The sequence below is a fragment of the Lysinibacillus sp. NPDC097279 genome, from assembly GCF_044761745.1.
Lineage (GTDB): Bacteria > Bacillota > Bacilli > Bacillales_A > Planococcaceae > Lysinibacillus.
Genome location: NZ_JBIWDA010000012.1, coordinates 41,761 through 56,642, shown reverse-complemented (window position 1 = coordinate 56,642; position 14,882 = coordinate 41,761). Strand labels below are relative to the sequence as shown.

General features: G+C 36.5%; 12 protein-coding genes. 5 read left to right on the top strand and 7 right to left on the bottom strand.

What is annotated here, in order from left to right:
* Positions 1–275: 275 nt before the first annotated feature.
* From ACIQ1H_RS22665 to dnaA, 7 genes are all read right to left on the bottom strand, one after another.
* Positions 276–1,364 (bottom strand): HD-GYP domain-containing protein, encoded by a 1,089-nt coding sequence (locus ACIQ1H_RS22665; protein WP_173479123.1) that lies wholly within the window; start codon positions 1,362–1,364, stop codon positions 276–278.
* 148 nt (positions 1,365–1,512) lie between these two features.
* The gene (gene gyrA / locus ACIQ1H_RS22660) at positions 1,513–4,005 is read right to left on the bottom strand and encodes a DNA gyrase subunit A (RefSeq protein WP_402892256.1); all 2,493 of its coding nucleotides are present in this window, start codon (positions 4,003–4,005) and stop codon (positions 1,513–1,515) included.
* Positions 4,006–4,030: 25 nt separating this feature from the next.
* Positions 4,031–5,965: a DNA topoisomerase (ATP-hydrolyzing) subunit B gene (gene gyrB, locus ACIQ1H_RS22655; protein ID WP_402892253.1), complete on the bottom strand. Its 1,935-nt coding sequence runs from the start codon at positions 5,963–5,965 to the stop codon at positions 4,031–4,033.
* A gap of 91 nt (positions 5,966–6,056) precedes the next feature.
* Entirely contained in the window at positions 6,057–7,172 is a 1,116-nt protein-coding gene (recF, locus tag ACIQ1H_RS22650; protein ID WP_173479126.1) for a DNA replication/repair protein RecF, read from the bottom strand.
* A gap of 3 nt (positions 7,173–7,175) precedes the next feature.
* A complete protein-coding gene (gene yaaA / locus ACIQ1H_RS22645) occupies positions 7,176–7,400 on the bottom strand; it encodes a S4 domain-containing protein YaaA (RefSeq protein ID WP_024364626.1) in 225 nt (74 codons plus the stop codon).
* 166 nt (positions 7,401–7,566) lie between these two features.
* The gene (gene dnaN / locus ACIQ1H_RS22640) at positions 7,567–8,703 is read right to left on the bottom strand and encodes a DNA polymerase III subunit beta (RefSeq protein ID WP_173479127.1); all 1,137 of its coding nucleotides are present in this window, start codon (positions 8,701–8,703) and stop codon (positions 7,567–7,569) included.
* 168 nt (positions 8,704–8,871) lie between these two features.
* Positions 8,872–10,221 (bottom strand): chromosomal replication initiator protein DnaA, encoded by a 1,350-nt coding sequence (gene dnaA, locus ACIQ1H_RS22635; RefSeq protein ID WP_402892249.1) that lies wholly within the window; start codon positions 10,219–10,221, stop codon positions 8,872–8,874.
* Between the two features lie 554 nt (positions 10,222–10,775).
* Between dnaA and rpmH the strand changes: the two genes are divergently transcribed.
* The 5 genes from rpmH (at position 10,776) to mnmE (ending at position 14,864) form a co-directional block, all read left to right on the top strand.
* Positions 10,776–10,910, top strand: coding sequence for a 50S ribosomal protein L34 (rpmH, locus tag ACIQ1H_RS22630; protein WP_004233310.1), 135 nt, complete (start codon positions 10,776–10,778; stop codon positions 10,908–10,910).
* A 94-nt stretch (positions 10,911–11,004) separates the two neighbouring features.
* Positions 11,005–11,349, top strand: a complete 345-nt coding sequence (gene rnpA, locus ACIQ1H_RS22625; protein WP_173479129.1) for a ribonuclease P protein component — start codon at positions 11,005–11,007, stop codon at positions 11,347–11,349.
* A 236-nt stretch (positions 11,350–11,585) separates the two neighbouring features.
* The gene (gene yidC, locus ACIQ1H_RS22620; RefSeq protein ID WP_173479130.1) at positions 11,586–12,356 is read left to right on the top strand and encodes a membrane protein insertase YidC; all 771 of its coding nucleotides are present in this window, start codon (positions 11,586–11,588) and stop codon (positions 12,354–12,356) included.
* Positions 12,353–13,174, top strand: a complete 822-nt coding sequence (gene jag / locus ACIQ1H_RS22615) for an RNA-binding cell elongation regulator Jag/EloR (RefSeq protein ID WP_402892246.1) — start codon at positions 12,353–12,355, stop codon at positions 13,172–13,174. Before yidC ends, jag begins: the two co-directional genes overlap by 4 nt.
* A gap of 304 nt (positions 13,175–13,478) precedes the next feature.
* A complete protein-coding gene (gene mnmE, locus ACIQ1H_RS22610) occupies positions 13,479–14,864 on the top strand; it encodes a tRNA uridine-5-carboxymethylaminomethyl(34) synthesis GTPase MnmE (protein ID WP_402892243.1) in 1,386 nt (461 codons plus the stop codon).
* Positions 14,865–14,882 lie beyond the last annotated feature (18 nt).

The following is a 14,882-nucleotide window of genomic DNA, read 5'->3' as shown; positions in this document are numbered from 1 at the left end:
TGATGTCCAAAATTTTGTTTCGTTCACTAACGAAGTTAGCTACTAAAAACTATATTGATTACGTTTTGCTTGTTCAGTTTTCAAGGTTCATTTTGTTTCGTTTAGCGTGTCACCTCTTGGCGACTCATTAATAATATCAAGTTTCATAATCTATGTCAACACTTTCTCTAAAAAAATTAAAATAGTTTTTAATGACATGGATTTACTCCTTATATTATGCAAATTAAAAAGGCAATCTGGATGCTTAATGACTGCCTTATTAATACTTTGTTCTATTATTCATTTGTAATTATTCTTGAAATATAGAAAGTGCGATTTTTACCTAAATCAAAAATCTCTCCTGTAATACTTAATTTAATAATTGGACGAGTTGGAGCAAATCTATTAACAAACATTACTTCTCCACGTTCAAGATTTGAAAGCTCAATAATTGTACCGATAGGTAAGTCTGCAACTAAATCAATTAGTGCTCTAACTACTTTAATATCAAACTTTCCAAACTCAGACTCATTAATCATTTCTATAACTTTAAACGAAGATTGTTTAGATCGATAGATACGTTCACATGTCATAGCATGAAAAACATCTGCAACAGCAATTATCTGTGCAAAGATAGATATATTAGCGATTTTCTCACCTTTAGGATAGCCGCTTCCATTTAAGCGCTCATGATGCTGAAAAATTGCTTCTTTTATTGTATCTTTTAAGATTGTTAAATCCTTTACCATGTTGTAGCTATAAATAGGATGTTTATAAATCTCTGCAAATTCTTGTTCGGTTAAAGACGTTTTTTTATCTCGAATACGTGGATGGATTTTAGCCATTCCGCAATCTGCTAATAAACCGCCAATTGCAATTTGAATTGTTAGCCCTTTATCATAACCTAATTTTTGAGCAATAACGGAGGAAATCAAAGCTGTACCTACACAATGATGGTATAAATAATCTTTAGGATTAGAATACTCGTTTAAATTGAAAATTATTGTACGATCTTCTAATACCATATCCAATAAAGGCAAAATAATTGTACGAGCTTTTGTAATATCTACTTTTGCACCAGCTTCCCAATTTTTGAACTCTCTTTTAAATTGTTCAACAGAATTGTCGTATACTCTTTTAAATGTTGGGATGGCTTCTGGAAGGATAGCAAAATCTATTTCTTGTTCGGTTTCTACTAAAACTTCCTTTACATTATCTTTATATACAGGAGCTCTTGAAATATTAAAAGCACTAAAAACTTGTAAATGTTCATGAGATACTACTGTATCTTTGAAGATAATAGGATATTGTGTATTAGCGAAAATATCTTCAGAAATAACTTTTCCTAAACGTAATTCTGAAATTGGGACATGTACCGTTTCCACGAAATTAAACACCTCTTTACTATTTCACTTACTTAAACTAAGGTCTAATAATATATTATCACGAATTTCTAAATTATTACTTATTTTTCATGATATATAATAAAAACCGATGAGCAGCAACAAGTGCTGTCTTCATCGGTCTTTTTTTTTATTCTTCTATTTGCTCATTTTCATTTTCATTTTCAATTTCGTTTTCATCGGTCACGTCTTCGTCTTCTTTTTCTACTTTCGCAACAGTAGCAACAAGTTCGTCATCTCCTAAACGAATTAAACGAACGCCTTGCGTACTACGACCGATTAATGAAATATCATTTACATCCATACGTATAAGCATGCCGTTGATAGTAATAAGCATTAAATCTTCAGAACCATCGACGGTTTTAACAGCTACCATAGGACCATTTTTGTCGGTAATTTGAATTGTTTTTAAACCAACGCCTCCACGACTCTGTAAACGATACTCCTCTTCGGTTGTACGTTTACCATAGCCTTTTGCGGTAACAACTAAAATTTCTTGTCCTGGTTCAACGATTTCCATACCAACTACTTCGTCACCATCACGTAGTTTAATACCACGGACACCGCCTGCTGTACGCCCCATTGAACGAATATCCTCTTCTTGGAAACGAACAAGCATCCCATCACGTGTACCAATAATAACTTGCTTAATTCCATCCGTTAAACGAACAGCAATTAAATCATCATCTTCTCGTAAACTAATAGCAATTAAGCCATTTGTACGGATATTAGCAAATTGAGATACTGGCGTACGCTTCGTAATACCTGTTTTCGTCGTAAAGATAAAATAAGCATCCTTATCAAATGAATCTACGCGAATCATTGCTGTAACTTTTTCACCTTTATCGATGTTAAGTAAGTTAACGATAGGTAAACCTTTAGCTGTACGTCCATACTCAGGAATTTCGTAACCTTTTGCACGGAATACTTTCCCCTTAGATGTGAAGAATAAAATAGTATCATGCGTAGATGTATTCATAAGGTGTTCTACGAAATCATCATCGTTCGTACCCATTCCTTGTACACCACGGCCACCACGCTTTTGACTGCGGTATGTATTGGCAGCTAAGCGCTTAATATAACCATTGTGCGTTAAAGTAACAACTGAATTTTCTACAGGAATTAAATCCTCATCTTCAATCATTTCCATACCGCCAGATGTTATTTCTGTACGACGAGCATCACTGAAGCGTTCTTTAAGCTCTAATATTTCGGTACGAATAATATCAACAATTTTAGCTTCATCAGCTAAGATTGCTTTTAATTCAGCAATTAGCACTTGCAGCTCTTGATATTCAGCTTCTATTTTTTCTCGCTCTAATCCACTCAAACGAACTAAACGCATATCTAAAATTGCTTGCGCCTGACGTTCAGATAAATTAAATCGCTCCATTAATTGTGGTTTTGCTTCTTCCCCACTACGTGAACCACGAATAATCGCGATAATTTCATCGATATGGTCAAGTGCAATACGTAAGCCTTCTAAAATGTGTGCACGATCTTCCGCTTTCTTTAAGTCAAATTCAGTACGGCGACGAATAATGACTTTTTGATGCTCTAAATAATGATAAAGCATCTCTTTTATACCCATTACTTTTGGCTGTCCATTTACTAACGACAACATATTAACACCGAAACTTGATTGCATCGCTGTTTGTTTATATAGATTATTTAAAACGACGTTAGCATTTGCATCTTTTCGTATTTCAATAACCACTCGCATACCACGGCGGTCAGATTCATCACGTAAATTAGTAATGCCATCGATTTTTTTATCGCGTACGAGCTCAGCAATCTTTTCGATTAGTTTTGCTTTATTTACTTGATAAGGTAATTCATGAATTAAAATTGTTTCCTTACCATTCGATTTTTGCTCAATTTCTACTTTAGCTCGAATAATAATGGAGCCACGACCGCTTTCATAAGCACGGCGAATACCACTGCGTCCTAAAATTATTCCACCAGTCGGGAAATCTGGTCCTGGAATAATTTCCATCAATTCTTCGGTTGTAATTGCAGGATTTTCAGATAGTGCTAACACCCCATCAATCGTTTCCCCAAGATTATGTGGAGGAATGTTTGTAGCCATACCAACGGCAATCCCTGCCGCACCATTTACTAATAAGTTTGGATAGCGACTTGGTAAAACAACTGGTTCTTTTTCAGAGCCATCATAGTTATCCGTATAGTCAATTGTATTTTTATTAATGTCACGAAGCATTTCCATTGCAATGCGGGACATACGTGATTCTGTATAACGCATCGCCGCAGCTCCGTCACCATCGACAGAACCAAAGTTCCCGTGACCATCCACTAGCATATAACGATAACTAAAATCTTGCGCCATACGTACCATTGCATCATAAATTGAGGAGTCACCATGTGGATGGTACTTACCCATTACATCCCCAACGATACGTGCTGATTTTTTATACGCTTTATCTGCTGTATTACCTAGCTCCTGCATGCCGTATAAAATACGACGATGAACTGGTTTTAATCCATCACGTACATCTGGTAATGCACGCGAAACGATTACACTCATTGCATAATCGAGGAAGGATGTTTCTATTTCTTCTGTTATATTGACTCCTTTTACTCCGGAGCGTTCTTGTTCTGACAAAGTGTAGACCTCCCCTCAAGAAAAATTAAATATCTAAATTAGCGTATACCGCATTTTCTTCAATGAATTGACGACGAGGTTCTACTTCATCGCCCATTAAGCGTTCAAAAGCTTCATTTGCTTTAATTGCATCATCTAACTCTACTTGTAACAATGTGCGGTGCTCTGGATCCATCGTTGTATCCCATAGCTGCTCTGCGTTCATTTCTCCAAGACCTTTATAACGTTGAACAACAGGCTTTGGCATACTTGATAATCTTCCTAAAATCTCTTGTAGCGCAATATCATCATAGCAATATTCAACATGCTTACCTTGCTTCACTTGATATAGTGGTGGCTGTGCAATATAAATATAGCCAGCATCTACTAGCGGTCGTAGGAAACGGAAGAAGAATGTTAACAGTAACGTACGAATATGCGCTCCGTCTACGTCGGCATCCGTCATAATAATGATTTTATGATAACGGGCTTTTTCTAAATTAAATTCCTCGCCAATACCAGTACCGAATGCTGTAATCATTGCGCGAATTTCTGCATTCGATAAAATTTTATCTAATCGTGCTTTTTCTACGTTCAAAATTTTACCACGTAAAGGTAAAATCGCTTGGAAGTGACGGTCACGTCCAGATTTTGCAGAACCACCGGCAGAGTCACCCTCTACAATGTAAATTTCACATTCAGCAGGATTTGTGGAAGAACAGTCTGCAAGTTTACCAGGCAAACTTGATACTTCAAGCGCTGACTTACGACGTGTAAATTCACGGGCCTTTTTCGCTGCTACACGTGCACGAGCAGCCATTAAGCCTTTATCAATAATTTTACGTGCTACTGTTGGGTTTTCTAACATAAATCGTTCAAAACCATCTGAGAATAATGCATTCGTAATTTGGCTTACCTCTGAGTTACCAAGCTTTGTTTTCGTTTGTCCTTCAAATTGAGGATCAGGGTGCTTGATAGATATAATAGCCGTTAACCCTTCACGAACGTCTTCACCTGTAAGGTTGGCATCAGCTTCTTTTAACAAACCATTTTTACGTGCGTAATCGTTGATAACACGAGTAAGTGCTGTTTTAAAGCCAGACTCATGTGTACCACCTTCGTACGTATTGATATTATTAGCGAATGAGAAAATATTCGATGAAAATCCTGCATTATATTGCATGGCTATTTCAATTGAAATTCCATCCTTTTCACCAAGAACATCAATTGGTTCATGGATAGGCTCTTTAGATTTATTTAAGTGCTCTACATAAGAACGAATACCACCCTCATAATGATATGTAGTAGAACGTACCTCATCTTCACGCTCATCTGCAATTGTAATTCGAATACCGCGATTTAAATAAGCTAGTTCGCGAATACGGTGTGCTAAAATATCGAATTCATAAACTGTTGTTTCTTTGAAAATTTCAGGGTCTGCTTTAAAACGAGTTGTTGTTCCGTTATGATCTGTATCACCAATAACAGTTAATGCTTGTTTCGTTTGACCGCGTTCAAATTTAATTTCGTGAATATGTCCCTCACGATGAACTTGAACGATTGTCTCAACTGATAAAGCATTTACAACCGAGGCCCCTACACCATGAAGACCACCAGATACTTTATATCCCCCACCGCCGAATTTACCACCAGCATGGAGCACTGTCATAATTACTTCGACAGCTGGTTTACCCATTTTTTCTTGAATACTAACAGGAATTCCTCGACCATTATCCTCTACACGAATCCAGTTATCTTTTTCAATCGTAACAGAGATATCAGTACAAAATCCTGCAAGTGCTTCATCAATACTATTATCAACAATTTCCCACACCAAATGGTGGAGACCTTTAGAACTTGTTGAACCGATATACATCCCTGGTCTTTTACGAACCGCTTCTAAACCTTCTAATACCTGTATCTGATCGGCTTCATACGCTTGATCTTGTAAACCTTCGTTTTCTATAGCCACGGCTTCCATCTACTCCTTCATAACATCATTGTGTGTAAATGAATGAACAGTCAACCGAGCTGACTATTACCATTCTTTTATAATCTAAAAAACTCCCTGGCTAACTTTCTTCAATCGCACCTTGTTTCACGTGGAACAGCTGTGCATGTTCCATCGTCTCATGATGAATTCCATCAACACTTGTAGTCGTTACAAAGGTTTGGACTTCACCTTGAATGGTGTTTAATAAATGCGATTGGCGATAATCGTCGAGTTCCGACAATACATCATCTAAAAGTAGAATGGGTGTTTCATTTGTTTCTTGTTTAATTAACTCAATTTCGGCAAGCTTTAATGATAATGCAGTTGTACGTTGCTGCCCTTGAGAGCCATATGTTTGCACATCATAGTCGTTCACTAAAAATTGTAAATCGTCTCGATGTGGTCCAACCATAGTGACGCCACGATCGAATTCACGGTCCTTAACCTCTATTAGCTTTTTAAGTAAAATATCTTCAATTTCACCCGTTGTCTGCCCCTTATCAATACCTGCTACTGTGCGGTATTTAATAACTAAAGTTTCTTTGCCTTGTGAAATTCCTGCATGTATTGGTTCTGCCCACTCTTGTAACAAATCCATAAATTGAAATCTTTTTCGAATAATTTGGGTAGCTGCGTGAATATACTGCTCATTATAAACATCATACATCACGTCATTAGTCATTAACTTGCCCTGATTCATTTTCAAATAATGATTTCGTTGTTTTAAAATCTTCTGAAAGGTTAATAAATCATGTAAGTAGACTGGCGAAATTTGACCAATCTCCATATCGATAAAACGTCGTCGTATTTGTGGACTTCCCTTTACAACATTCAAATCTTCTGGCGCAAACATCACTACATTCATTTGACCGATATAATGGCTCAGGCGACTTTGTTCAATATGATTAATCTTACCTTTTTTGCCTTTTTTCGTAATGGTAAGCTCAATCGGTAAAATACCGTGCCTTTTTTGAACGGCCCCTTCTATTTTACCATAGTCTGAATCCCAACGTATCAATTCTTTATCGTTCGTCGTACGATGCGATTTTGCCATCGCTAATACGTAGATAGATTCCATGACATTTGTTTTCCCTTGGGCATTTTCACCAATAAATACATTTATTTTTGGAGAGAAATTTAACGCCAAAGCGTCATAATTACGGTAATTTGTAAGTTTTAACTGCTCTATATGCATAATTTATTGTCCAGTAGGCCCAACAATTCGGAATCGGCCACACCCAGGGATATTTACAACATCTCCGTTACGTAATTTGCGACCACGGCGATCGTCTACCTCGCCATTTACGTAAACATCATTTTCGTGTAAAAACCATTTTGCCATTCCGCCTGAGCTAATAGCATCGGTCATTTTTAATAGTTGCCCTAATGTGACAAACTCTACGTCGATTTCAATGTCTTTCATAGCTGTGTTACCCTCCAAATACAGAATGTCTATCTCTCTATCATACCTAAAAATGCATGATAAGTAAAAAAAGATAGCCGCATCTCGCGACTATCCTAAAGTTTATCCAAATAAAGTAAACATAACACAATTTCTTTACATTGCTCCACTAATATAAATTAGATGATCAATATGTTCGCACTGGTAAAATAAGTTGTAGAATTGCATCATCATGCACAGAACGTAAAATAAATGGTCTCATAGCGCCTGTAAATTGAATGACTACATCTTGGCCATCAATCGCTTTTAATGCTTCCATCATGTATTTTGCGCTAAAGGAAATTTTTAAGCCTTCCCCTTCTAATGCTTCGACAGGTATTTCTTCTTGTACTTTACCAATCTCAGGAGAATTCGATGAAACTTCAACAGCTTGACTATCTAAAATTTCAAATCGCACGACATTATTACGATCACCTCGTGCCACTAGTGATGCACGGTCGATTGCTTGTAACAATGCTTTACCGTTAATCGTTACATTTGTTTGATATTCTTCTGGAATTAAACGTGATGTATCTGGATAGTTTCCTTCAAGCAAGCGAGAGAAGAATAATACATCTCCTGTTTTAAATAAAACTTGCTGACTTGTAATAACAATTTGGACAAGGTTTGTAGAGTCTTCTAACACTTTGTTTAACTCATTTAAACTTTTACCTGGAATAACAACGCTATGTTCAACTTCTGGTAAATCTTCTAGTTGAACTTTACGTCTCGCTAGACGGTGGCTATCTGTTGCAACACAGATTAATGTTTCATTTTTTATCTGCCAGTTTACACCTGTCAACACGGGTCTGCTTTCAGAAGTAGCAACTGCAAACACTGTTTCACGGATAATTGATTTTAGTAGGTCAGCAGGTATAGTAAATTTTTGATCTTCCGTTAATTCGGGTAATAAAGGATATTCCGCTGCATCTGAGCCAATTAAATGGAATTCTGATTTACCTGAGCGAATATGCGTTTGGAAACCTGTTGTTACTTGTATTTCTACTTCATTTGTTGGCAATTTACGTACGATTTCATTGAACATACGAGCTTGTACGACAATAGAGCCTGTTTCTGTAATATGAATAATTTGTTGTCCATCTTCTTCTACTGGTATAAATGTTTGAATTGTAATATCAGCATCACTACCAGTTAAACGAATTCCTTCGTTTGTTACATCGATTTTTATCCCCGTTAATATTGGAATAGTTGTTTTTGAACTTACAGCTTTCATGACATCATTTAAACCTTCTAGTAAACGGTCACGTAAAATATCAAATTTCATTTCTTTTCCCTCACATATTTATATTATTTATTTATTTAAATATAAAAGATATAGTAATAGGTCCTGTGGATTTGTGGATAAGTGCTTCTATGTGAATAAAATCAGTCTATCCACATGTAGATAGACTGTGTATAAGTTTGTGTTTAAATATTTGAGTTGTCCACAAGATTATTTTCCTAGCATGCTACGAATTTGTTTAATATCTTGTTGCAATTGAGTGTCATTTTTCAACAACGAAGATATTTTTTCATGAGCATGGATGACCGTAGTATGGTCACGACCACCAAACTCTTCGCCAATTTTCGGCAATGAGAAGTCTGTTAATTCGCGCGATAAAAACATCGCAATTTGTCGAGGAAACGCGATTAGTTTTGTTCGTTTTTTAGCTGTAAAGTCTTCTAAACGAATATTAAAGTGCTCCCCTACGGCATTTTGAATGTCTAATATCGTTACAGTTCTTGGCTTCGCATTAGGAATAATATCTTTTAACGCTTCAGCGGCTAATGTAGCAGTAATATCTTTGTTAACTAGCGATGAGTATGCTACGACACGAATAAGCGCACCTTCAAGCTCCCGAATATTGGAGTCAATCTGGTTCGCAATATAGAGCATTACCTCGTTCGGTACATCCAAACCGTCCGCTTTTGCTTTTTTTCGTAGAATGGCAATACGTGTTTCTAAATCTGGAGGTGCTATATCTGTGATAAGCCCCCATTCAAATCGAGAACGTAAGCGATCCTCTAAAGTCGGGATTTCCTTAGGTGGACGGTCACTAGAAATGACAATTTGTTTGGATTCCTCATGTAATGTGTTAAAAGTATGGAAAAATTCTTCTTGAGTAGATTCTTTTCCAGCAAGGAATTGAATATCATCAATTAGCAGTACATCTACATTACGATATTTATTGCGAAAATCGAGTGCTTTGTTATCACGAATAGAGTTAATAAACTCATTCGTAAATTTTTCTGATGATAAGTACACGACTTTTGCATTTGGATTATGTTCTAACACATAATGGCCAATTGCGTGCATTAAATGCGTTTTGCCAAGCCCTACGCCCCCATAGATAAAGAATGGGTTATAGGCCTTTGCAGGGGCCTCAGCGACAGCTAATGATGCAGCATGAGCAAAGCGGTTTCCAGAGCCAATAACGAACGTATCAAATGTATATTTCGGATTTAACATTCCTGGTGAAATATCATGTTGGTCGTTATTTTTTGCTTGGATAATCGGCGCTGGTAAGTCAAAATCGTCCGAATCCTGGTTTTTTTGAACAACAAATTTAATAAGCAAGTCTTCGCCTGTTAGCTCCGTTAATATACCTGTAATCAAATGAATATAATGATTTTCAAGCCAGTCTCGAGCAAACGAATTTGGCGCGGCAATCGTCACTGTCGAACCACTTCCATTGTAAGAAAGTAATTTTGTAGACTTTAGCCACGTTTCAAAGCTTGGTTTAGAAATTTTTTGTTCAACTTGAGCCAGGACATTATTCCATAATTCTTCTAAATGTTCCAAGCTGCTATTCTCCTTTACAGTTCAATACATATACAGCAATAAAAAAAGATAGTGCATTTATGTGATAAGTAAATACGTCCATTTTACGACTAATCCACAAAATCACAAGCTGTGGATAAGACTTAACCAAAGGCTGTGATAAAAATTATCCACAGCATATCAACAGTTGTGGATAAAAGAATAGTTCGTTTTAGTTTTCAACAAAGTGAAGCACAGTAATCGTATCAGAAAAACAAAGCTATTTCAATAGTTTATGAAACTTATCCACATAACCTTGATTTACTCACTTTCGAGTTGTCCACAAGCACTGCTTATGTGAAAAAGCTGTAGATAACAGTTGTGGATAAAAAATGCGGCAAAAAATACTATACACAAGTCTGTGTAAAAAAAACAAGTATTCTGTGGATAATTTAAAAGAGGGAAATTAAAAATATAGATTATATGGTTTAAAAGAATTTTATAAAATTCATTGACAAAATAGCCGTTTACTTTATATAATATGCAGGTCTGTATGTTGAAAAATTCAACTTTCATTCAGGAGGTGTCTATATACAATGAAACGTACTTACCAACCAAAGAAACGTAAGCACAGCAAAGTTCACGGTTTCCGCGCACGTATGAGCACGAAAAACGGTCGCAAAGTTCTTGCTGCTCGTCGTCGTAAAGGAAGAAAAGTTTTATCAGCATAAAATAAGTCCACTGAGCCACATCAGTGGTCTTTTTTTTCTTTATTTTTTGAAGCCGATAAGGATCAAAAGTATAATTTAGTAGCAGGTGAAAGTAATGAAAAAACGCCAACGAGTGAAAAAGAATGAGGATTTTCAAAAGGTGTTTAAAAAGGGTAAATCTTTCGCGAATCGACAGTTTGTCGTTTATTTTTTACCGAAAGAGGGACAAGCAGAATTTCGCGTAGGCTTATCAGTTAGTAAAAAACTTGGTAATGCGGTAACACGCAACCAAATTAAACGTTATATTCGACAAAGCGTTCATGAATTAAAAGATGAACTAAAGCCGAATATGGACTATGTTATTATCGCCAGACATCCGGCGGCCACTATGGATTTTCATGAAGTGAAACAAAGTTTGCAGCATGTACTACGAATTGCTAGAGTTTTAAAGAAATCGTAATATATACGGCAACCAAAGTGGCGATAAAGTACACTTATAAAAGATTCCACGATAACTTATGTAAATTAAGTAAACACTTTACTGCATGAGCCTATAATAATTGGCATATTTAGTAGAGTGAAAGCTAATTTGCATGATAAAATAACTGATAACTTTATTCTTTCCATAATAAAATTGAATAAAGACAACGCATATAGATTTAAGAAAAGTGAATAGTAATTGTAGGGGGAAGACGGTTGAAGAAACAACTTTGGGTAATTTTGTCGCTAGTATCAGTAGCATTACTACTATCTGGATGTACAGAATTTAATGAACCAATATCCAAAGAAAGCCAAGGCTTCTGGAATGAATTCATTGTTTGGCCGCTAGTATCAGCAATTAAATATTTTGCTGATTTACTTGGTACTTATGCATGGGGGATTATTGCGGTAACAATTATTATTCGTTTAGCGATTCTTCCATTAATGATTAAACAAACGAAGAGCTCTAAAAAAATGCAAGAAATTCAGCCGAAATTGAAGGAATTGCAGAAGAAGTATGCTTCTAAGGATGCACAAACACAGAAACAATATCAGCAAGAAATGATGAAGCTGATGAGTGAATCCGGTGTAAACCCAGTTGCTGGATGTTTACCAGTAGTCATTCAAATGCCAATTTTAATTGGTTTCTACCATGCGATTAGCCGAATGAATGCTACACCTGCTTTTGATTTAGGAAATTTCTTTATCTTCCCATTAGCAGAATCTGCACCTGCTTTGGCAATAATTGCTGGTATCATGCAATTTTTCGTTTTACGTACGGGCCCAGCAATGGATAACCCTCAAATGAAAATAATGATGTATATTATGCCATTCATGATTATTGGTTTTGGTATGGCGTTACCAGCTGCATTATCACTATATTGGGTAATCGGGAACATTATCTCGATTCTTCAAAACCTGTATATTTATAAACCTTGGCAAAAAAATAAAACACAACCTGCTCAAAATGGAGGGGCTAAAAAGTGAAACAACTTACGCAAATAGGCGCAACAACACAAGAAGCGATCTCATTGGCGTTACAGAAACTTGGCAAAACCCGTGAACAAGTAGATGTTGAAGTTTTACAAGAAGGTAAAAAAGGATTTTTAGGTTTTGGAGCACGTTCTGCAGAAGTGCGTGTGACTGTAAAGGAAGTACAAGTTCGTCCAACTACGGAAATGCCCATCGTAGCTGAGCAAGGTGAGGCAGCTACAGAGCAATTGAACGAACATAAGGTAGTGGATGACGTTGAAAAATTAAGTTCACAAGTTTCAGAACAACCAATGGACATCGAAGCTATTCAACAAGTAGTGACAGAAGTAAAAAAAGAGGATGAAGATCACTCTATAAATCCGATCGAAGAGGCAAAAGCTTACCTAGTAAGTATCGCTGAGCAATTGGACATTCAAGATCTAAACATTGAAACAAAGCGTGAAGGCAAATATGTGCTGTTTCAATTGAATAGTGAGAAAGCAGCGCTGCTGATAGGGAAACGTGGTCAAACGTTAAATTCCTTACAGCAATTAACACAACTTGTATTAAATAAAACGGCTAAACAGTTCCTGATGGTTAAATTAGACGTTGAAAACTACCGAGAACGTCGCCAGGTAGCCTTAGAGCAACTGGCGGATCGTATGGCTGATAAGGCACTTCGTTTAAATCAACGTGTGGCATTTGAGCCGATGCAGTCATACGAAAGAAAAATTATTCATAATCAATTAGCGAATCGTCTCGATATTGAAACATATTCAGAAGGGACAGAACCGAATCGCTATTTAGTTATCGAACCAGTAAAGAAGGCTTAAGCTCTCTTTACGAAAAGGCATACAGACATATGCTATGAAAAAAACGGTCATTTTATCTATGATAAAGTGGCCGTTTTTTATGTCGTATAAACAAATAATTATGTGTGGCAATAAAACAAGTTATAACATGTCGTTTATTGCGTTTCACAGTGAAAAATGTTGAACGATAAATAAATGTTAGCTTATCCACAATTGGAAATGATCCTTACTTTAGATTTTAACGAAAATATGTTAGTCTAAGATGTTAGAAAGTGTTGATCGGTTTTAATTATCCACATGTGGATAACGTTGAGGAGGTAGTAAAATGGAGTTCGATACAATTGCTGCGATATCCACACCTATGGGTGAAGGTGCTATTGCTATAGTTCGATTAAGTGGAGATGAAGCAGTAGCCATTGCAGATAAAATATTTAAATCGCCTGGTGGGAAAAGTTTAACGAAGCAGGCTTCACATACAATTCATTATGGACACTTAGTAGATCCTAAAACAAACGAGGTAGTAGAAGAAGTTATGCTATCGTTAATGCGAGGACCGAAAACGTTCACGCGTGAGGATGTAATAGAGATCAATTGTCACGGAGGACTTGTATCAGTTAATCGAGTATTAAAATTAGTATTAACGAATGGTGCAAGACTTGCAGAGCCAGGTGAATTTACAAAACGTGCATTTTTAAATGGTCGTATTGATTTATCACAGGCCGAAGCGGTGATGGATTTAATTCGAGCAAAAACAGATCGTGCGATGAATGTAGCGCTTGGTCAAATGGATGGAAAATTATCTCGCCTCATCGGTGATTTACGCCAAGCATTGCTAGAGACATTAGCGCAAGTAGAGGTTAATATAGATTATCCAGAGTATGATGATGTAGAAGAAATGACAGTGCCCGTATTGCTTGAAAAATGTACATGGGTGCGCAATGAAATTATTAAACTTTTACAAACGTCATCTCAGGGCAAAATTTTACGTGAAGGCTTATCGACTGTTATTTTAGGACGACCGAATGTAGGGAAATCTTCACTTCTAAATAGTTTAGTGCAAGAAAATAAAGCGATTGTGACAGATATAGCAGGTACAACTCGTGATATTATAGAAGAGTACGTAAATGTCCGTGGTGTACCTCTTCGTTTAGTGGATACAGCTGGTATACGTGAAACAGAAGATATTGTGGAACGAATTGGTGTGGAACGTTCTCGTGAGGCGTTACAAAGCGCAGATTTAATTTTATTCGTATTAAACTATGCGGATGAATTAACGATTGAGGATGAGCGCTTATTCGAAACAATTGAGGCGATGGATTATATCGTCATTGTCAATAAAACAGATTTACCGCAAAAAATCGATTTAGCTCGTGTAAAAGAATTAGCAGGTAGTCATCGTATTGTGACAACATCACTTTTACAAGAAGAAGGAATAACAGAATTAGAGGAAGCAATTGCTGCATTATTCTTCGAAGGGCAAATTGAAGCGGGCGATTTAACATATGTATCAAATGCACGACATATTGCATTACTCCACCAAGCGCAAGCGACCGTAGAGGACGCATTAGCTGGAGCACAGGCTGGAGTACCAGTTGATATGGTGCAAATAGATGTTACAAGAACTTGGGAAATACTTGGTGAAATTATTGGGGATACAGTGCAAGAAAGCTTAATAAATCAACTATTTTCGCAGTTCTGTTTAGGAAAATAATTCTACTAGAGAAGGGAA

Excerpts from the sequence above, each read along its gene's own strand:
- gyrB (WP_402892253.1), bottom strand. The coding sequence starts at position 5,965 with ATGGAAGCCGTGGCTATAGAAAACGAAGGTTTACAAGATCAAGCGTAT.
- recF (WP_173479126.1), bottom strand. The coding sequence starts at position 7,172 with ATGCATATAGAGCAGTTAAAACTTACAAATTACCGTAATTATGACGCT.
- yaaA (WP_024364626.1), bottom strand. The coding sequence starts at position 7,400 with ATGAAAGACATTGAAATCGACGTAGAGTTTGTCACATTAGGGCAACTA.
- dnaN (WP_173479127.1), bottom strand. The coding sequence starts at position 8,703 with ATGAAATTTGATATTTTACGTGACCGTTTACTAGAAGGTTTAAATGAT.
- rpmH (WP_004233310.1), top strand. The coding sequence starts at position 10,776 with ATGAAACGTACTTACCAACCAAAGAAACGTAAGCACAGCAAAGTTCAC.
- rnpA (WP_173479129.1), top strand. The coding sequence starts at position 11,005 with ATGAAAAAACGCCAACGAGTGAAAAAGAATGAGGATTTTCAAAAGGTG.
- mnmE (WP_402892243.1), top strand. The coding sequence starts at position 13,479 with ATGGAGTTCGATACAATTGCTGCGATATCCACACCTATGGGTGAAGGT.